A 19,519-nucleotide genomic window follows, 5' to 3' on the forward strand; every position below is an offset into this window, starting at 1 on the left:
GTCCCTTTTTCTATCAAAAGTATACCGTTCCGGGGGTCGGGAAAACAGAAGGAAGCGTTTGATTTCTTGAGATTTTTTCAGGTGTTTTTCTTGCTTTGACGGTAGAGCTTGGGCGTTGTGCCCATCTTTTTCTTGAAAACCTGGTTAAAGTGCTCAACATTGTGGTAGCCGGATGCCTCGCACACCTCATAGATCTTCATGTCCGTCTGGAGCAGCAGCTGGCTGGCCCGTTCGATCCGCAAACCGTTCAGATAGCTGATGAAGGTACAGCCGTATTCTTTGGCAAAGCGGGAGCTGAAATACTTTTCGTTGAAGCCCACATGGTCGGCCACCGTCTTGAGGGTGAGCTCCGGGTTGATCAGGTTGTCCTGGATAAAGACCCTGGCCCGGGCCATGGGGTCTGCCTCCTGGTGGGATGCCGCGGCGCAGGCGGACTGCACCCGCCGCAGGATGCCCTGGAGCCACAGCTCCCGGTCGTTGGAAGAATCCATCTCCAGAAGGGTGTCCAGCAGATCCTGCCGCTCGGGCAGGACCGCGGCCAGACTTTGCCCGGAAAGCTGCAGCTTCTGCTCCAGGCCCAGAAGCAAAGCGGCGCACCGGGCGGTGTGGGCCTCGCCCTCCTGCCGGCGCAGGTCCACGAACCAGAGGGAGGTCTGGCGCTGGGCGTCCCGGCCGCTGCCGCCGCAGACCGCTTCCACCAGGCCGGCACAGGCCGCTGCCTCCTGCTCGCACCGGTGGGCCAGCGAACCATAGCGCAGGCTGCCGCACACCGCTCCCGGGCCGCGCAGGGCAGCCAGGCGGCACAGCTGCCCGCACTGGCGCGCCGCCTCGGGGATCTGGGTGTGGGGGATCACCCCGCTGATCCCCACCGAGACCTCCAGGTTCATCATATCTTTCCAGACCCGGCAGATCTGGCGGACCGCCAGATCCATCCCGCTTTCGGCCCGGAAGGGGTCGGCCGCCTGGTAATACAGCTCATAGTAGGAGGGGTCCACCGCCCGGATGGCTGCCCGGGCGCTGACCCGCGGGATCTGGCGGGCCAGCTCCAGCATGGGCCGCTGCATCCGCTCCCGCAGGTCGCCCCCGTAGCGCTGGGCCACCTGGGCGAAGTTCTGCACCGAAAAGGCCGCCGCGATGTACCGCCCCGGCGGGAGGGAAAGCTCCTCCTTCCGGCCGGTCCCCGGGGCCGCCGCCTCATGGAACACCTTGTCCCGCAGGTCGTCCAGCAGGCGGCGGAGGGTGTGTTCGTTCAGGTTGGCTTTCAGCAGGTAATCGTAGGCCCCCAGGCGGAAGGCATCCCGCACCAGCTCGAATTCGTCGTAGCCCGACAGCACCACCGATACCGGCAGCCGCGCGCTGGCCCGCAGCTGTTCCAGCAGCTGCAGGCCCCCGATGCCCGGCATCTTGATGTCGGTGATCAGCAGATCCACGTCGTGCAGGCGCAGGTAGTCCAGGGCCTGCAGCCCGTTGATGCAGTCGTGTACGATGTGGTAACCGCAGCTCTCCCAGTCCAGCAGGGAGGACAGGTTGGCGCGGACCAGGGCGTCGTCATCCACGATCAGTGTCCGGATCATGTGCTTCCTCCTTTTCGCAGCGGTTCAGCGGCAGCCGCAGCCGCACGCAGGTCGAAACGTTCGGCTGGCTCTCCACTTCCATTTTGGCCAGCGGCCCGTAATACAGCCGGATGCGGGCCAGGACGTTTTCCAGCCCGATGCTGGTGTTGTCCTCTTTGGTGCGGGGACGTCCCCGCAGGATCTGCTCGATCTGTTCGGGCGTCATCCCCTGGCCGTTGTCCCGCACCTCCAGGCAGAGGCTGTCCCCCTCGCAGTAGACCGAGATCCAGACCTGGCCCAGCTCCTCGTCCATCTCGGTCAGGCCGTGGGTGATGGCGTTTTCCACCAGCGGCTGCAGGATCAGCCGGGGCAGCAGATAGCCCTCGCACTCCGGCTGGATCTGGTAGTGGACCTCGAACCCCTCGCTGTAACGGATCTGCATCAGATAGACATAGCTGTCCAGCACTTCCAGTTCCTCCCGCACGGTATAGGGGCTGACGTTGCTGCGGAAGGAGCAGGACACGATGCTGATGAGGGCGGCGGCCATCCTGCGGATGCCGTCGTGCCCCGATACCTGGGCCATGAACCGGATCGAGTTGAGGGTATTGACGATAAAATGGGGGTTGATCTGGCTTTGCAGCGCCTGCATCTCGGCGGCGTGCTTGCGCCGGTGGGCTTCCTCGTTGATGGCCAGCATATTTTTCAGGCTCAGGACCATCTGGTTGAAGGATTCCATCAGGTCGCGGATCTCCTCGTGGCCGCTGGGCTCCACCTGGATGTCCAGGTCGTTGTTGACCAGCTGGCGCATCCCCTGGGCCACCGTCTGGATGGGGGCGACAATGGCGTTCAAAAACCGGCGGGAAAACAGATAGAACAGCCCCAGCAGCCCCGCCACCACCAGCACCAGGGCGCTGCCCACCTGCCGGAACCCCCGGGTCAGCTGCGCCTCCTCGATGAAGGTGACCAGGGTCCAGCCTGTGTCGGGGATGGGCCGGGAGCGGAACAGAAAGAGGGCGGACCCGCCGTTTTCCCGCAGCGGCGCGCGGTGGAGCTGGCTGTCGGCGGAAAACATCCCGGTGTGCGCGGCAAAGTATTCCTGCAGCGCCTGACTGCCGAAATCGCCATAGAGGACCTGGCCGTTCTCGTCCAGCAGGACGGTCCGGCCCAGCTCCTCCCGGCCCCGCGCCCTGCGGATCACATCCCCCGCCTGGGTGGAGGTGAAGAAGGCCAGCAGGTCGATCTGCCCGCTTTTGTCCGAGGAGGTGTCCAGGGCCATCGCCGCCACCAGGATCAGGACATTGCGCCGCTGGCCGGTGTAGGTCAGGCGGACGCGGTTGGTGTCGTAGCCGCCGATCTGGACCTGGTTGGGATCCTGGCGCGCCCGGGCGTACCAGCCGGAAGCCTGCACCGCATCGACCGGCAGGATGATCTTGTCGGCCATATAGACGCTGCCGCCGTCCTTCATATAGAACATCCCGCTGAGGATGTCCTGGGACGGGACCACGGCGGTGTGGAACGCCTGGTCCAGCTGCTGGCTGTAGGTGAAATACTGGTCCGCATTGGCCGCCTGATGCACCTGGGCCGCCATGGCGGGGAACTCGCCGTCGTTGGCGTATACGAAGTGGGACAGCTGCAGGGAAGCGGTGCGGATATCGTTTTCCAGGGCGGAGACTACGCTGTCCTGGAAGGCGTCGATGGTTTCCACCGCCGTCTGCCGGATCAGGTAGCTCACGATGCTGAACGCCCCTATAAACACCACCAGCAGCGGGATGACGACCATGATGGTGAAATTACGAAAATAAAACCGCTTGAGCACCGCCTGCTTTTTCTGGCCGGTCATATGCGTTCCACCTCTCCACTTGTATGACAGGTTCTGCGTACGCTTTGATTATAAGGTTTTGCGGGCCGCTTCGCAAGCGCTGCCAAACAAAAAACGGGCCGGTTTGCAGGGGCGCGGCGCTTGCCGGAAAGACGGCTTTTCCGATGAGAACAAGAATACGACAGAATCTGCACAATTTTGGTATAAAAACCATTCTCCGTTTTGTTAAAATAAATTGTACAAATTGAACAGAAATGCGCCGGAATAGCAGAGAACTGTTCAAGCAGACCAAAAAAGGAGGCATGGTCATGAGAATACGAAGGTTACTGGCAGCTGCCATGGCGGCTGTAATGGCAACAGGAATGTGCGGCGCTGGGGCGCCGGCTCTGGCGGCCGGTCCGGTGTCCGCCCAAAACAAGGAGGTCCAAGCTGAAATGCAGCAGCCCATCAACACTGCCCCCGAGGCAGAAAACAGCCTGTCTTACGAGGGGTACACCCTGCGCTGGCAGGACGAGTTCGACGGCACCACCCTCAACCGGGAGGACTGGAATGTGGAACTGCACGATCCCGGCTGGGTGAACAACGAGCTGCAGGCCTATGTGGACTCGCCGGAGAACATCTACCTGCAGGACGGCAGCCTGGTCATCAAGCCGGTGGAGATCAAAAATGCCGACGGCACGGTGTCCTATACGTCGGGCCGTGTCAACACCCAGAACAAGCATGATTTCAAGTACGGCCTGTTCGAGGCCCGGGTCAAGGTGCCGGAAGGCCAGGGTTTCCTGCCCGCTTTCTGGATGATGCCCACCGACGAGAACCTGTACGGCCAGTGGCCCCGCTGCGGTGAGATCGACATCATGGAGGTGCTGGGCAACGACACCACCAAGTCCTACGGCACCGTCCACTATGGCAACCCCCACAGCGAGCAGCAGGGCAGCTATGTGCTGCCTTCCGGCAGCTTCTCCAGCGAGTACCACAACTTTGCGGTGGAGTGGGAGCCGGGCCGCATCAACTGGTATGTGGACGGCAACCTGATCCACACCGCCAACGACTGGTATTCGGCCACCGAAGGGCAGGGCGAGATCACCTATCCCGCTCCCTTTGACCAGCCCTTCTACATCATCCTCAACCTGGCCGTGGGCGGCAACTGGCCCGGCAGCCCGGACGAGACGACCAACATTGCCCAGGCGGCCATGTACATCGATTACGTCCGCGTCTATCAGAAGGACAGCTACGATGAGGATGTGGAGCGTCCCGAGAAGGTGGTGGTCCTGCGCGATCCCGACGCCAACGGGAACTACATCGTCAACGGCGACTTCGCCCAGGCCGAGGACCTGGCGGACGAGTCCGGCTGGATCTTCCTGACCACCCTGGGCGGGCAGGCTCAGGCAGCCATCCAGAACAACACCATGCGGATCGCCACGACCGACGAGGGCACCGTGGATTACAGCGTCCAGCTGGTGCAGCCCGGCCTGCCCCTGAAACAGGGCGGCGTCTATCAGGTCAGCTTTGACGGATGGGCGGACGCTCCCCGCACCATGAAGGTGGGCGTGTCGGCCCCCGACCGCTCCTACCAGCGCTACCTGGAGGATACCACCGTCGCCCTGTCCCCCGAAAAGCAGACCTATACCTACACCTTCACCATGGAGGCGGATGACGACGCCAATGGCCGTCTGGAGTTCAACCTCGGCGCGGCCGGCTCTGCCGCCGGCGTCACCATCGCCAATGTCAGCGTCAAGAAGGTGGGCCAGGAGGACATGAGCCGGCAGGAAAAGACGGTGCTGGCAGACGGCAACTATGTCTACAACGGCAAATTCCAGGAGGGCGAAAAGCGCCTTGGCTACTGGAGCGTCTGGGAGCTGGGCAGCTCGCAGGTCACCGTCACCAACGACAACAATGTCCGCCGGCTGCGGATCGAGGCCGGCCCCTTCACCTCCATCCTCAACCCCGTGGTGGTCTATCAGAAAGACCTGGCCCTGACGGCAGGGGATTATGCACTCAGCTTTGACGCGGAGGGCGCCGCAGGCAAGAACATCACCGTTCAGGCCGCGGGCCGCAGCTTCAAGGCGGAGATGAACGGCAGCGAGACGGCCTATGAGTACAAGCTCTCGCTGGCCAAGGAGCCCGCCTGCAACGACATCGCCTTCATCATCCGTGAGCCCGGCGTCTACTACATCGACAACGTGCGGATCGAGGAGGACAGCCTGATCAAGAACGGCAGCTTCAACGCCGGCTTTGCAGGGTATGAGCTGTACGCCTATACCACTTCCGATGTCAGCTATGTGGTGGACAGCCTGAACGAGGACAACGCCGCCGACATCACCATCCGCAACACCGGCGACGAGGCCTGGAAGATCCAGCTCAAGCAGAGCAATGTGGAGCTGGAGGAGGGGCAGTGGTATCGGCTGTCCTTCCAGGCAAAGTCCAACCTGGACCGCAAACTGATGTTCGCCATCCAGCGCGACGGCTCCGCCGATGACAACTGGACGCCCTATTCCGGCGAAAAGATCGTCCAGCTGGGTGCAGACTACCAGACCTATTCGGTCACGTTCCAGATGGCCTATCCCACCGACCTGAAAGCCGTGCTGAGCATCTCGATGGGCGCCGTGGCCGGGGAACAGATCAGCCAGCAGCACCGCATCTGCATCGACAACATCCTGCTCGAAAAGATCGAGGCCCCCGCCCTCTGATCCTAAGAGCACACATACACAAAATGCCCCCGGCCGCAAGGCCGGGGGCATTTTGAATGGTTAAGATTTGAGCCGGAGAAGATCAGCCTCTCAGCTTTTTGGCCAGCGCCATCACGCGGCCTGCGCAGGTGCGGATGTCCTCCTCGGACAGGCTGCCGCCGGCGTAGGCGCTGCGGATGTCGGCATCGTCGTCGGGGTTGCCGGGCATGATGATGTCGTTGCCGGCTGCGGCGCATTTCCAGGGGGTGCTGCCGTCGTCGGGGACGGTGGTGTTCCAGTCCGACATGATCACCCCGTCGAAGCCCCATTCCTGCCGGGCCAGCACGGTGCACAGGTCGCGGCTGTTGGAGGCGTAGACCCCGTTGATCCGGTTGTAGGAGGACATGATGGCTGCGGGGGCGGCGGTCTTGACGGCGATCTCAAAGCCGCGCAGGTAGATCTCCCGGAGGGCCCGCTGGCTGATCTGGACATCCACGCCCATCCGGTTGTCCTCCTGGTTGTTGCAGGCAAAGTGCTTGATGGTCACCCCGCACCGGCCGCTCTGCTGGACGCCGCAGGTCACGGCGGCTGCCAGTGTGCCGGACAGGAAGGGGTCCTCTGCGTAGTACTCAAAGTTGCGTCCGCACAGGGGGTTGCGCTGGATGTTCATGCCCGGGGCCAGCCACAGGTCCACCCCGAACTCCTCCATCTCGCGGGCGATCGCCCGGCCAAATTCCTCCATGAGGGCGGTGTCCCAGGTCTGTGCCAGGGCGGTGCCCACCGGGAAGGCCGTGCAGAACTGATAGTAGGTGTCGGCGTTGTCATGCTGCGGCGGGGTCTCCAGATAGCCGTTTTCCAGCGAGCCCAGCACCCCGACGCCGTAGACCCGGCCTGAGGCGCGGTCCACCTGGTAGCTCTGGCGCAGGCGGAGGCCGGCAGGGCCGTCCGCCATGATCAGGGAGGGCACGCCGTGGCTGGCCTCCAGCTCCTCGGTGCTCTCGCCGGCCGAGCCGGGCACCCGGACGCCGGCCGAACCCAGGGTGCTGGTCCCCTTGGTGATGTTGCCGTACAGCAGGGGGATCAGCTCCTCCACAGGGCCCTCGGCCAGAGGCGCCGCGGGACGCTCGGGGAGGCTCTGGGGCTGGGGGCAGAAGCCGTAGACCGGCAGCCCTGCGGGGTGGGACGCTTCCTTTTGGGCGGCGTTTGCGGCGCCCAGCTCATCCAGCGAATGGTCCAGGGGGCAGATGGGATGGGTCCGCTCGATGAGGGTTTCGGCGTCCACGCGGATCTGGGCGCAGAGGGTCACCGAGGCGCTGCTGTTGCCCACCCAGACGCCATAGAGGCCCTGCTCCACCACCCAGCCCTGCTTTTGCGGGGCAAAGGCGGCCAGCTGTTTTTGGGGGATGCGGATGGTCAGGGTCTGGCACTCCTCGGGGGCCAGGAGGCGGGTCTTGGCAAAGCCTGCCAGCCGGCGCAGTTCCTTGGCGCCGCCGTTCTGGGGGCAGGAGATGTAGACCTGCACCACTTCCCGGCCGGAGAAGCAGATGCCTGCGTTTTCGGTCTCCACGTCCACCTCGATGGCGTCCGATCCCACGCGCAGGCCCGCAAAGCGCAGCGAAAAGTCGGTGTAGGACAGCCCGTAGCCGAAGGGGAACAGGGGCTGCACCCCAAAGCTGTCAAAGTAGCGGTAGCCTACATAGATCCCCTCCTGGTAGACGGCCTTTTCCAGGTCGCCGTCCAGGTAGCTGAAACGCTCGGCGCAGGGATAGTCGGTGTAGCGCCGGGCCCAGGTGGCAGTCAGCTTGCCTTCCGGCGTGGTCTTGCCCAGCAGTACGTCTGCCACGGCATGGCCCCCTTCCTGGCCCAGCTGGGACAGCTGCAGCACCGCCTCGATGTGCACCGCCACGTCCAGCAGGTCGGTCAGCTCCACGGGGCCGCCGGCGTTGAGCAGCAGGACGATGGGCAGGCCCAGACGGTCCAGGGTGCGCAGGTCGTTCCACTCGCTGTCGCTGAGATAGTAGTCGCCTTTTTCCAGGCGGCGGTCCTTGCCCTCGCCCGCGATCCGGCTCAGGACATAGACCACGGCTGCCGCGCCCTGTACGTCCTGGGGTACGATGGGCCGGCCCTGGGGCAGGACAAAGGGGTTGGCCGAATAGGCGTCAAAGGGATTGTCCACCTGTTTGGCCGCCTCCAGCACCTTCTGTTTCCAGGCGGCGCGGGCCGCATGATAGCGGGCCTCGTAGTCCTCGATCCAGCCCTCGCTTGTCAGGCGCAGCCCTGCGTCCTTCAAGCCCTGGTAGATGGAGACGTTGGAGCGGTTGTTGACGTCGCCCGAGCCGATTCCGCCCTTGACCGTCCGGCTGGCGCCGGCGCCGAACAGCGCCACCGGGGCCGAGAGATCCAGGGGCAGGGTGCCCGTGTTTTTCAGCAGGACGATGCCTTCTGCGGCGGCCCGGCGGGCCAGGCGGCTGTGTTCCTGCTCCCGCAGGGAAGGCTCCTGGATGAGGGTGCCGCTGTATGTGCGTGCGTGTGTCATAATGACCTCCGTATGTGTTCTTCCGCCGAGAAAAAGCCGCCATAGCTTGGACCATGGCGGCTTTTCCCGAACGTTTGTGATGTAGAAGAAGGAGAAAGATAAATGCTTATTCCTTTACACCGCCCAGCGTGATGCCGGCAATGATGTACTTGGAGAGGAGGAGATAAACGAGGATGATCGGCACGATGGCCACCATGATCATCATGTAGATCTTGCCCATGTCAAAGTTCATGTAGTCTGCACCGCGCAGCGTGGCGATCAGGATAGGCACCGTCATCTTATCCTTGGACTGGATGATCAGGGCGGGAACGAAGTAGTTGTTCCACGAACCGACGAAGCTGAAGATGGCCTGCACCGCGATGGCGGGTTTCATGATGGGAAGCACGATGCGGTTGAAGGTGTGGAACTCGCCCGAACCATCGATGCGGGCCGCTTCCACCAGGGACAGCGGCAGGGAGGACTTCAGGTAGCTGTACATGAAGTAGAAGATGGAGGGGGATGCGATGGACGGGATGATCAGAGGCCACAGGGTATCGTACAGGCCCATGTTGGTGATCAGCCGCAGAAAGCCCATGGCGGTGACCTGGGTGGGCATGACCAGGATGCCCATGATGAAGGTGAAGGCGAACTTCTTCAGCTTGAAGTTGTAGGCGTAGAGGCCGTAGGCTGTCAGAGCCGAGAAGTAGGTGCACAGTGCCGCCGACGCCGAGGAAACGATCAGGCTGTTGAGGATGCCCTTGAACATGGGGAAGCTGCCGTCGTTGGCCACGTTCTTGAGGTTTTCAAAGAAGTAGTTGCCCGGCAGCCAGGAGAAGCCCTTCTGCAGGTCGGCGTGGGAACGTGTGGAGTTGATGATCAGGATGTAAAAGAAGAACAGGCACAGGAACGACAGGATCGCCAGCACGACATAGGCAAGGATGGTCTCGCCCATTTTGACGCGTCTGTTTTTCATACCTCTGCGCCTCCTTTCTTTTTCGCCGTATGGGCAGGCTTGGCCGCAGTGTCATCCTTGCCGTTGGTCATACGGTAGACGATGAAGCACAGGATGCCGCTGACGATGAACAGGAACACCGAGAGAGCGCCGGCCATGCCGTAGTTGCGGCTCTTGAGGTGGTTGTTCAGGAACATGATCAGGGTCATCGAGGTACGGTCGGGGCTGCCCTGGCCGTTGGTCAGGATCTGAGGCACGTCGAACATCTGCAGGCCGCCGATGATCGAGGTGATCAGGGTGTAGGCCAGGATGGGCCGGATGAGGGGCAGCGTGATGCGGAAGAAGCGTTTGACGCTGGTACAGCCGTCCAGCTCGGCAGCCTCAAAGATCTCGGGGCTGATGCCCATGATGGCGGCCATCAGCATGATGGTGGTGTTGCCGAACCACATCAGGAAGTTCATCAGGCCCACCAGGCTGCGGGTGCCAAACGCCGTGCCCATGAAGTCGATGGGCTCCTTGGTGATGCCCATCGACATCAGGATCGAGTTGATGGGGCCGCTGTTGGAGAACAGGGCGAAGAACAGCATGGCGAAGGCCGAAGCCATGATCAGGTTGGGCAGGTAGATGACCACCTTGAAGAACTGCTTGCCGCGGATCCGGAGCCGTATATCGGTGAACCAGTTGGCCAGCAGCAGTGCGATGACGATCTGAGGGATGAAGCCGATCAGCCACAGCAGCAGGGTGTTGCCCGCGTACTTGAGCAGGTCGGACTCAAAGAGGCTCTTGTAGTTCTGCAGCCCGATGAAGTTGGGGCCGATCTCTTTGATGCCGGAGCGGTAATACTCATAAAAGCTGTAGCGGATGGTATCCACCAGCGGGATCAGAGAAAAAATGAAAAAGCACAGAAAGAACGGGATGATAAAAATGTATCCCCACTTTGCATAACTCAGGTGCTTGCGTTTTGGTTGCTTCATAACTCACCGTTCCTTTCTCTGGAAAAACCGGCATGGGGTTTCAGGCCGGGATGGATGGCGCTGCCGGTCAGTCGGGCCACTGGACTGTGGTGATGTCGGGGTAGCGCTCCATGATGGAGGTCTCGAAGTTCTCCTTGGCACGGTCGAAGTCAACGTTGCCCTGGAAGTAATCGCTGAAGGCGTTCTGGATCAGCTCGACACAGCCCTGGTCATAGGAGGACAGGGGAGCCATGACGATGTTCTGGGCCACGGGAGAGAAGTACTCGTAGGCATTCTGGCCGCCCAGGAAGGCAGAGGCGAAGGAATCGTCGCTGGCGGCTTCTTCCATGCCGCTCACGGTGTTGGTGAAGTCGAGGTAATCCTTGGAGATCTTGATCAGGTTGTCCTTGTCGGCGGTCAGGGCCAGGATGATGTCCCGCACGTGCTCGGGGTTATCGGTGCCCTGGCAGGCGTGGATGTAGGAACCGCCCCAGTTGTACTCCTGCGGGGGATTGGTGACAGCCCAGGAACCCTCGGGGCCGTCCCAGTTGGGGGCCAGGGTGAAGTCGATGCCCCAGGCCGGCATCAGGAAAGCGAACACCTTGGAGGCGGAGCCCATCGCCTTGTTCCAGTCGTCGTTGAACTGGCCCTTGACGGTCTTGTTCAGGTAGCCGGCGTCCAGCCACTCCTTGGAGTCGGTGACCCACTTCATGATCTGGGCGTCCACGGTGATGGTGCCGGAGCCCTCAACGCCCCAGGGCTGGCTGATGCTGTTGCCGTACAAGCGGAAGGTGTCGGCGTAGGAGGCCAGTGCATAGTAGCCCTTGGCCTTCAGTTCCTCGGCGGTGGCGCGGAAGGTATCCCAGTCCTTGACCTTCTCGCCGATGGCCACGGGATCGTCGGTGCCGAAGGTGTCCAGAGCGATGTCGCGGCGGTAGACCAGCAGGCCGGGGCAGCACTGCCAGGTGGAACCGCGCTGCACGCCGTTGGCGTCCGAAGCGGTGGTCTTGGTGAAGGGATACTGGTCGGCCAGGTCGGTGTCGGGGTCGATGCCCAGGTCGGTCAGGGGCATGGCCACGTCGGCAGCGGCGTCGGTATACTTAAAGACGTAGTCGGTCTCGGACAGGAAGATGTCCACCTTGTCGTCGGCGGCAGCGCTTGCCTGGTTCAGCAGGGCCTCGTCCAGCTTCTGCTGATAGACGCCGTCCTGGTTGGGGTTGATGATCCAGTGGATCTCGGTGCCGTCCTTCAGGGTGGTCACGGTGCCGTCGTCCGAGGTGCTCTCCACTTCGGGATAAACGGCTTCCAGACGGGTGCGGAACTCGTCGTTCCAGCTGTAGATGTTGATGACCTTGCCCTCGGCCGTGGCGCCGGCGCCGGATGCAGCGCCGGATGTGGCGGTGGAATCACCGCCGCCGCAGGCGGCCAGCAAACTGGTGGTGCCCACAGCGCCCACGCCCTTCAGGAAAGAGCGGCGGCTGATTTTGCTTGTGTTCATAGTATGTACCTCCTCTTTGGTCGTGCAGTGGGGGCTTTTTTGTGGGAGCCCCGTCTTGTAACTGTATTATAACGGAATATTTCCGGCTGAATATATAACAATTCCATAAAAAATATCAAATCCTTGACAAGCTTTTGGATATAAGAGTAAAATGTGTCATGATTCTGACACTTTTGCACACGGTTTTGATTTTGGGCTGCGTCCGGATCCTATATAATATGGGTAAACATACTGCACTGGAAAGGAGAGGTATCATTGAACCATCTGCACTTTGTGGACGGGGACGGCAGCTTCACCCTCAGCAAGCCCGAAAATGTCAGTTATCTGTACTTCCCGCTTGCCTCGGAGACCGGGATGAAGAGCTCTGTCACCCCCAATCTGGGCGGCGACGCCAAGCTGGATCAGGAGACGTTCCTGCTGGAGCCGGTCAGCGCGGAGAACCTTCACAACAACCGTTCGGTGCGCAATTTCTGGCTGGCAGGGCCGGAAGGCGAAGTCTTTTCGGCGGCAGGGGCCTCGGCCGGGCAGGAGGCCGCCCGCTTCACGCCCGCCCAGGACGACAGCGCGGTGACCGCCGGCCTGATGTGGCACACCCTGGAGCGGGACTGGCAGGCCATGGGGCTGCACACAGCGGTCACCACCTTCTGCCCCCGGCGGGACCGTGTGGAGATCATGCTGGTCTGTGTGCACAACCGGTCGGACCAGCCCCGCCGGGTGACCCCCACCGCGGCCATCCCCATCTATGGCCGCAGCGCGGACAACATCCGGGACCACCGCAACGTCACCTCGATGCTGCACCGCATCTGGACCGGGGACAACGGCGTGATGGTGCGGCCCACCATGTCCTTTGATGAGCGCGGGCACCGGCCCAACCACAAGATCTATTATGTGTGGGGCTGCGGCCCCGACGGGCAGAAGCCGGAGGGCTTTTACCCCACCGTGGAGGACTTTTTGGGGGAAGGCGGGACCTACCTGCATCCCCGGGCCGTCCTGGAAGGGCGCCCCGGCGCTGCGGCCGGCTGCACGGCGGAAGGCCGTGAGGCCATGGGCGCATTCCGCTTCCCGGCCGTCACCCTGGCGCCCGGCCAGAAGGCGGAATATGTCCTGCTGCTGGGCGTAGAGGACAGCGAGGCGGATATTGCCGCCGTCTGGGAAAAGTACGGCGGACCGGAAAAGGCCCTGGACGCGCTGGAGAGCACCCGGGCCGACTGGCTGGAGAAGGTGAACGTCCGCTTTGCCACCGGCGACGCGGATTTTGACTGCCTGATGCGGTGGGTCTGCTTCCAGCCCTTCCTGCGGCGGCTGTTCGGCTGCTCCTTCCTCCCGCACCACGACTATGGCCGGGGCGGCCGGGGATGGCGCGATCTTTGGCAGGACTGCCTCTCCCTGTTGCTGATGGACCCCGGCGGGGTCGGCCGGATGATCGAGAAGAACTTCGGCGGCGTGCGGATCGACGGCACCAACGCCACCATCATCGGGGACGGGGACGGCAATTTCATCGCAGACCGCAACGGCATTGCCCGTGTCTGGATGGACCACGCCCTGTGGCCCCAGATGACCGTCAAGCTGTACATAGACCAGACCGGCGACGTGGCCATCCTGAACCGGCAGGCCCCCTATTTCAAGGACGCACAGGCCATGCGGGGCACCCGGATCGATCCCGAACACCGGCCCGAGCAGGGCTGCTGGCAGCGCACGGCCGGCGGGGAGGTGTATGCAGGCACCATCCTGGAGCATCTGCTCATCCAGCAGCTGGCCGCATTTTATGAGGTGGGCCGGCACAACATCTACCGCCTGCGGGGCGCAGACTGGAACGACGCGCTGGATATGGCCGCCGCGCAGGGCGAGAGCGTCGCCTTCACCTGCGCCTATGCCGGCAACCTGCGGGAGCTGGCGGGGATGATCCGCCTGCTGCAGCGCAGCACCGGAGCCGCCAGCGCCCGCATCCTGGAGGAGGCCCTGGTGCTGCTGAACGACCAGCCCGAGGTGCTGGACCAGGTGGAGGCCAAGCACCGGGTGCTGGAGCAGTACGCCGGCGCGTGCAGCCACACCATCAGCGGCCGGCAGGTGGAAGTCCGGCTGGAAGATCTGGCCGCCAGCCTGGAAAAGAAGGCCAGCTGGCTGACCGCATGGCTGCAGGGCCATGAGTGGATCGACGCGGGCGACGGCCAGGGCTGGTACAACAGCTACTACGATGACCATGGCCGGGCGGTGGAAGGCATCTTCCCCACCGGCGTGCGCATGATGCTGACAGGGCAGGTGTTTGCCATCATGGGCGGCGTGGCCACCGACGCGCAGGTCGGCCAGATCACCCGGAGCGCAGACCGCTATCTCTATCGCAGGGAGATCGGCGGCTACCGGCTGAATACCGATTTCCACGAACTGAAGTTCGATCTGGGACGGATGTTCGGCTTTGCCTATGGTGAAAAGGAAAACGGCGCGGTCTTCTCCCACATGGCTGTGATGTATGCCAACGCGCTTTACCGCCGGGGCTTCGTGCAGGAGGGCTGGAAGGCCCTGAAGAGCCTGGCGGATACCGCGCTGGATTTCGACACCAGCCGCATCTACCCGGGCATCCCCGAATACTTCCGCGCCGACGGCCGGGGGATGTACCACTACCTCACCGGCGCGGCCAGCTGGTACATGATGACCATGATCACCCAGGTCTTTGGCGTGCGCGGCGAAGCCGGGGATCTGCTGCTGGAGCCCAAGCTGACCGCCGGCCAGTTCGACGAAAAGGGCCGCGCCATGGTCAGCGTTACCTTTGCAGGGCGCAGGCTGACGGTCTGCTATGAAAACCCGGAGAGGCTGGATTATGGCAGCTACCGGATCGGGGCTGCGGCGTGTGACGGCGCAGAGCTGTGTGCAGGCAGCTCGAGCAGCCTTCTGATCCCCCGGGCCATAGTGGAAGCACTGCCGGCTGCGCCGGAACACCGTATCACGGTGACGCTCTGCTGAACGAAGCAGGCAGGGAACAGATAGATCAAAAAAAGGAAACGATTTTATGAGATACGGATACTTTGACGATGCCGCCCGTGAATATGTGATCGACCGCCCCGATACCCCGGCCCCCTGGGTCAACTATCTGGGCTCGCCGGAATATGGCGCCATCATTTCCAACAACGCAGGCGGGTACAGCTTTGCCCGCTCGGGCGCAAACGGGCGCATTCTGCGCTATGTGTTCAACCAGTTCGACCGCCCCGGCCGCTACCTCTATCTGCGGGACAACGCCAGCGGCGACTACTGGTCGGCCTCCTGGCAGCCGGTGGCAAAGCCGGTGGACGTCTACCGGAGCGAGTGTCGCCACGGCATGGGCTACACCAAAATGAAGGCCAGCTATGCCGGCATCCGCTCGGAGGCGGCCTACTATGTGCCCCAGGGCAAGGCCTATGAGGTCTGGGCCCTGACGGTGGCCAACGAGTCGGACCGCCCCCGCAGCCTGACCCTGACCGGCTACGCCGAGTTCACCAATCACAGCAACTACGAGCAGGACCAGGTCAACCTGCAATACTCCCTCTTTATCAGCCGCACCCTGTTCGAGGGCAACCGCGTCACCCAGCAGATCCACGGCAATCTGGACGCCCTGGCGCAGGGGGAGGATGTGGATGACAAGACGGTGACCGAGCGTTTCTTCGGTCTGGCCGGCGCGCCGGTGTCCTCCTACTGCGGGGACAAGTCGGTCTTTCTCGGACCCTACCACGACTACGGCGACCCTGCCGGCGTCGCTGCCGGGGACCTGGGCAACACCGACAGCTACAACGAGAACAGCTGCGGCGCCCTGTCCTGCGTGGTGGAGCTGGCCCCCGGCGAGCAGAAGACGGTGGCGTTCGTGCTGGGGATGAAGCCCTCGGCCGAGGCGGCCGAGATCCTGCAGAACTATGCCGACCCCGCCGCCGCGGCTGCCCGTGAGATCGAGGCTTTGAAGGCGGAGTGGTATGGCCGGTTCAGCCATCTGCAGGTCCAGACCCCCGACCCGGCCTTCAACACCATGCTGAACACCTGGAACGCCTACAACTGCTTCATCACGTTTGTGTGGTCCCGGGCCGCGTCCCTCATCTACTGCGGCCTGCGCAACGGCTACGGCTACCGGGACACCGTGCAGGATATCCAGGGCATCATCCATCTGGAGCCCGAAATGGCCTGCGAGAAGATCCGCTTCATGCTGTCCGCCCAGGTGGACAACGGCGGCGGGCTCCCCCTGGTCAAGTTCACCCACAACCCCGGCCACGAGGATACCCCGGACGACGCCTCCTATGTCAAGGAGACCGGCCACCCCGCTTACCGCGCCGACGACGCCCTGTGGCTGTTCCCCACGGTGTACAAATATGTGGCCGAGACCGGCAACACCGCTTTCCTGGATGAGGTGATCCCCTTTGCCAACCGGTCCGAGGGCACGGTCTATGAGCACCTGAAGCGCGCCGTGCAGTTCTCGCTGGATCACCTGGGCCCCCACGGCCTGCCTGCCGGCCTGTACGCCGACTGGAACGACTGCCTGCGTCTGGGCGCCAACGGCGAGTCCACCTTCGTGGCCCTGCAGTTCTATTATGCCATGCGGATCCTGCGTCAGTTTGCGGCCCATCGCGGGGCCGAAGCGGACGTCCAGTGGCTGGACGGGAAGCTGGCCGAATACGAGAGCAAGATCCAGGACCTCTGCTGGGACGGCGACCGCTTTATCCGCGGCTACACCGAGACAGGGGAGCGGATCGGCGCGGCCGGCGACCCCGAAGCAAACTTCTGGCTCAACCCCCAGAGCTGGGCCGTCATCAGCGGCCTTGCCACTGCCGGCCAGCGTGAGACGGTGATGGACGGGGTCAGCCAGCGTCTGAATACCGCCTACGGCGCCGTCCTGATGGATCCGCCGTACCATGCCCACGCCTTTGACGGCGCCCTGGCGGTCATCTACAACCCCGGCACCAAAGAGAACGCCGGCATCTTCTCCCAGTCCCAGGGCTGGCTGATCCTGGCGGAGGCCCTCTGCGGCCATGGCCGGCGCGCGTTCGGCTACTTTACCGAGAACGCCCCCGCCGCCCAGAACGACCGGGCCGAGATCCGCCATCTGGAACCCTACTGCTACGGCCAGTTCACCGAGGGCCCGGCCAGCAAACACTTTGGCCGCTCGCAGGTCCACTGGCTGACCGGCACCGCGTCCACCGTCATGGTGGGCTGCGTGGAGGGCATCCTGGGCCTGCGGCCCGACCTGGACGGCCTCCGCCTGGCCCCGGCCATCCCCGCCGAGTGGGACGGCTTTGCCATGGACAAGGATTTCCGCGGCAAGAAGCTGCACATCCGGGTGGAGAACCCGGACCATCGGGAATCCGGTTTCCGCAGCATGACGGTCAATGGCGCTGCCTATTCCAGCAGCTACATCCCCGCAGATGCGCTGCAGGAAGAAAATCAAATCGTGCTTGTCCTCTAATATCTGTCTGCACAATAAAAGGAACGCCGCGAAGGCACGCCCTCTTTGGGGCTGCGCCTTTGCGGCGTTCCTTTTATGCGGATCTCAGTTTGGCTGGTCTGTGGGGGCGGACGCAGCCCGGCGGCTCCGGCGGCCCCGTGACGGTTCGGCGTTCCACTCCATCATATAGTAGGTGTCCCGGTACTTTTTGGGGGTCATCCCCACCACTTCGCGGAACTGCTGGATGAAGTGGCTTTGGGACGAGAAAGACAGCCGGTTGGCGATCTCGATCATCGAGTCGTTGCTGAACCGCAGCAGATTCTTGGCCATATCGATCTTGCGGTTGCGGATATAGGCGCTGACCGAGATGCCGGTCTCCTTTTTGAACAGGCGGGACAGATAGCTGGCCGAAACGCCCAGCACATCGGCCAGGTCCTCGATGGTGATCCGCTCTTTGATGTGGGAATAGATATACTCCTTGCAGGCGTTGATGTGCTTGGAGTTGGTGTTGTTGTGGTGGTAGCGGCGCATCTTCTCGGCGTAATCCATCACCATCTCGTCGTGCAGGTGCTTGATCTCATCCACCGTGCGGATGTCGTCCAGCTTCTGGATGTAGAAATCGCTCATCCGGAAGGCCTGTTCCAGCTCCATGCCATACTGCCGGCACATACGGGTCACCATGGCGGTGGTGACAACAAAATGATACTTCAAATTCATGACCGGATCTTTGGACAGGACCCCCACCCCGTCCAGATCCATGAAGCGGTCCTGCTCACAGTTCTTGCGCACTGCGTCCACTTCACCGTTGGCTACGGCACGGTAAAACAAGAATTCTTCGCTGGGTTCGCGGTGCTCTGTTTCGTCCATGTCATCGTTGGCTTCGATCACAAGCCATTCGTCTTTGTAACTCATAGATACGCTCCCTTCTGCAGTCGATCCCGTTCAAGGAAAGTAACATACAAGTGTTGTTTATGTTGGGACTGTACAAACGTACAGATGCCGTTTCTGGCGAGCCACCACTTAATTATAATAACACACCGGAGGCATTTTCTCAAGGGCCGAAACAAAACAGGGAGCATCCGTTTTCTCTGCTCTGGCACCCCGGCCGTACAGGAAAGGCCCGCCTGCCAAGAAAGCCCCCGGCGTCCGAAGTTAGTGCACATGAACTAAAGAAAATAAAGAAAAATGAGAAAAATTGAAAATTGGGTCTTGACACCGGGGGGGGTATGTTATGATAGGCACACAAAGGAAAGGACCTTCCTTTGAACCTGTTTTGGGTCTCTATCTTTTATACACCATAAGGAGGAAAAATTCATTATGAAACTCAAGAAGATTGCTTCTCTGGCGCTGGCCGGCATCATGGCCGTCAGCATGCTCACCGCTTGCGGTGAGGGCGGCAACGGAAACAACGGTGGCGAGAATCCCCCTGCTGACCAGGGCACTTCTGCTGGCCTGAGCGCTGAGATTCTGAACATGAGCGCTTATAGGACTGTCAAAAACGTTAACGGTGTAGATAGTGTTTCTTTGAACAATGCTGTTAAAGCTGCTGCAGCAATTATGGGCAAAGGTAACGATGCATCTGGCGTTAATGATCTGGTGCAGTTACAGGATAGCTGAGGCGCCTATGGTATGACGATGTTGAACGCTGCTAAGTCTAAAATGGGCACCGCAGAGTATCTTGGAGATATTAATGAGAAATGGGCTTATGTGAAAAATGAGGCTGACAATGATGACCACACAGTTTATAATGTGTACGTTGTCGCGCAGAACCTGGGTGATGAAGCAATCAAAAACTTGATTGCCAAGAAATTGGAGGCTATCTATCCTGAAATCGGTGTGGATACAGATGTGAAGCTTGCTGATTCTTACAGCTATGATGTCAGTGTTGCAATGGCTGATTGGCAGGTTGGCAAGGATGCTAATGTTGAAAAAGATGGCGTGATTGTGGGTATTGCTGTTACCTTGCACTATGACGCTGCTGCTTTCAATTAAGTTTACTTTACTTATAACACCCCCGGGGCACCATACCGGGAGATGATATAAGGGGCAAGCGGGTGCCAGAGACCACCTGCGCGCTCGGGTAAAACACCCATCCGATGTGGCGGCAAAGAGGAATAGAACCATATTCCTTCTGTTGTTGATCGCACCAAAACAAAAGAACTTTTGCG

Annotated in this window: 12 protein-coding genes; 5 read left to right on the top strand and 7 right to left on the bottom strand. The window is 61.7% G+C overall.

Annotated features, from left to right (window positions below; translation table 11 throughout):
- Window positions 1–77: 77 nt before the first annotated feature.
- Window positions 78–1,574: a response regulator transcription factor gene (locus B5E66_RS09410; protein ID WP_087231997.1), complete on the bottom strand. Its 1,497-nt coding sequence runs from the start codon at window positions 1,572–1,574 to the stop codon at window positions 78–80.
- Window positions 1,549–3,393 (bottom strand): sensor histidine kinase, encoded by a 1,845-nt coding sequence (locus tag B5E66_RS09415; protein WP_087232000.1) that lies wholly within the window; start codon window positions 3,391–3,393, stop codon window positions 1,549–1,551. Before B5E66_RS09415 ends, B5E66_RS09410 begins: the two co-directional genes overlap by 26 nt.
- Window positions 3,394–3,806: 413 nt before the next feature.
- Between B5E66_RS09415 and B5E66_RS09420 the strand changes: the two genes are divergently transcribed.
- Window positions 3,807–6,059, top strand: a complete 2,253-nt coding sequence (locus tag B5E66_RS09420; RefSeq protein ID WP_242958146.1) for a carbohydrate binding domain-containing protein — start codon at window positions 3,807–3,809, stop codon at window positions 6,057–6,059.
- Window positions 6,060–6,141: 82 nt separating this feature from the next.
- On the opposite strand, the gene B5E66_RS09425 is transcribed toward B5E66_RS09420, so the two are convergent.
- The 4 genes from B5E66_RS09425 to B5E66_RS09440 all read right to left on the bottom strand — a co-directional run bounded on the left by B5E66_RS09425 (window position 6,142) and on the right by B5E66_RS09440 (window position 11,956).
- Complete coding sequence (locus B5E66_RS09425; RefSeq protein ID WP_087232006.1) at window positions 6,142–8,574, bottom strand: glycoside hydrolase family 3 protein; 2,433 nt, start codon at window positions 8,572–8,574, stop codon at window positions 6,142–6,144.
- A gap of 106 nt (window positions 8,575–8,680) precedes the next feature.
- Window positions 8,681–9,526 (bottom strand): carbohydrate ABC transporter permease, encoded by an 846-nt coding sequence (locus B5E66_RS09430; protein WP_087232009.1) that lies wholly within the window; start codon window positions 9,524–9,526, stop codon window positions 8,681–8,683.
- Window positions 9,523–10,479 carry a carbohydrate ABC transporter permease gene (locus B5E66_RS09435; protein ID WP_087232012.1) on the bottom strand — a complete coding sequence of 319 codons (957 nt, stop codon included), beginning with the start codon at window positions 10,477–10,479 and terminating at the stop codon, window positions 9,523–9,525. Before B5E66_RS09435 ends, B5E66_RS09430 begins: the two co-directional genes overlap by 4 nt.
- Window positions 10,480–10,546: 67 nt before the next feature.
- Window positions 10,547–11,956, bottom strand: a complete 1,410-nt coding sequence (locus B5E66_RS09440) for a twin-arginine translocation signal domain-containing protein (protein ID WP_087232015.1) — start codon at window positions 11,954–11,956, stop codon at window positions 10,547–10,549.
- A 255-nt stretch (window positions 11,957–12,211) separates the two neighbouring features.
- Between B5E66_RS09440 and B5E66_RS09445 the strand changes: the two genes are divergently transcribed.
- Together B5E66_RS09445 and B5E66_RS09450 are read left to right on the top strand one after the other, a co-directional pair.
- Window positions 12,212–14,914, top strand: a complete 2,703-nt coding sequence (locus B5E66_RS09445; RefSeq protein ID WP_087232018.1) for a GH36-type glycosyl hydrolase domain-containing protein — start codon at window positions 12,212–12,214, stop codon at window positions 14,912–14,914.
- Between the two features lie 46 nt (window positions 14,915–14,960).
- Window positions 14,961–17,372: a GH36-type glycosyl hydrolase domain-containing protein gene (locus B5E66_RS09450; protein WP_087232021.1), complete on the top strand. Its 2,412-nt coding sequence runs from the start codon at window positions 14,961–14,963 to the stop codon at window positions 17,370–17,372.
- Between the two features lie 84 nt (window positions 17,373–17,456).
- Here the strand turns inward: B5E66_RS09450 and B5E66_RS09455 are convergent, their stop codons facing one another.
- Entirely contained in the window at window positions 17,457–18,263 is an 807-nt protein-coding gene (locus B5E66_RS09455) for a helix-turn-helix transcriptional regulator (RefSeq protein ID WP_087232024.1), read from the bottom strand.
- A 405-nt stretch (window positions 18,264–18,668) separates the two neighbouring features.
- Between B5E66_RS09455 and B5E66_RS09460 the strand changes: the two genes are divergently transcribed.
- Together B5E66_RS09460 and B5E66_RS09465 are read left to right on the top strand one after the other, a co-directional pair.
- A complete protein-coding gene (locus B5E66_RS09460; RefSeq protein WP_087232027.1) occupies window positions 18,669–18,968 on the top strand; it encodes a hypothetical protein in 300 nt (99 codons plus the stop codon).
- A 12-nt stretch (window positions 18,969–18,980) separates the two neighbouring features.
- Complete coding sequence (locus B5E66_RS09465) at window positions 18,981–19,343, top strand: hypothetical protein (RefSeq protein WP_087232030.1); 363 nt, start codon at window positions 18,981–18,983, stop codon at window positions 19,341–19,343.
- Window positions 19,344–19,519 lie beyond the last annotated feature (176 nt).

Origin of the sequence: Faecalibacterium sp. An121 (genome assembly GCF_002160915.1) — a bacterium.
Taxonomy (GTDB): domain Bacteria; phylum Bacillota; class Clostridia; order Oscillospirales; family Ruminococcaceae; genus Faecalibacterium; species Faecalibacterium avium.

Coding starts and splice junctions, on each gene's coding strand:
- B5E66_RS09465 (WP_087232030.1), top strand. CDS start 18,981: ATGACGATGTTGAACGCTGCTAAGTCTAAAATGGGCACCGCAGAGTAT.
- B5E66_RS09460 (WP_087232027.1), top strand. CDS start 18,669: ATGAAACTCAAGAAGATTGCTTCTCTGGCGCTGGCCGGCATCATGGCC.
- B5E66_RS09450 (WP_087232021.1), top strand. CDS start 14,961: ATGAGATACGGATACTTTGACGATGCCGCCCGTGAATATGTGATCGAC.
- B5E66_RS09435 (WP_087232012.1), bottom strand. CDS start 10,479: ATGAAGCAACCAAAACGCAAGCACCTGAGTTATGCAAAGTGGGGATAC.
- B5E66_RS09440 (WP_087232015.1), bottom strand. CDS start 11,956: ATGAACACAAGCAAAATCAGCCGCCGCTCTTTCCTGAAGGGCGTGGGC.
- B5E66_RS09430 (WP_087232009.1), bottom strand. CDS start 9,526: ATGAAAAACAGACGCGTCAAAATGGGCGAGACCATCCTTGCCTATGTC.
- B5E66_RS09420 (WP_242958146.1), top strand. CDS start 3,807: ATGCAGCAGCCCATCAACACTGCCCCCGAGGCAGAAAACAGCCTGTCT.
- B5E66_RS09425 (WP_087232006.1), bottom strand. CDS start 8,574: ATGACACACGCACGCACATACAGCGGCACCCTCATCCAGGAGCCTTCC.
- B5E66_RS09455 (WP_087232024.1), bottom strand. CDS start 18,263: ATGAGTTACAAAGACGAATGGCTTGTGATCGAAGCCAACGATGACATG.
- B5E66_RS09415 (WP_087232000.1), bottom strand. CDS start 3,393: ATGACCGGCCAGAAAAAGCAGGCGGTGCTCAAGCGGTTTTATTTTCGT.
- B5E66_RS09410 (WP_087231997.1), bottom strand. CDS start 1,574: ATGATCCGGACACTGATCGTGGATGACGACGCCCTGGTCCGCGCCAAC.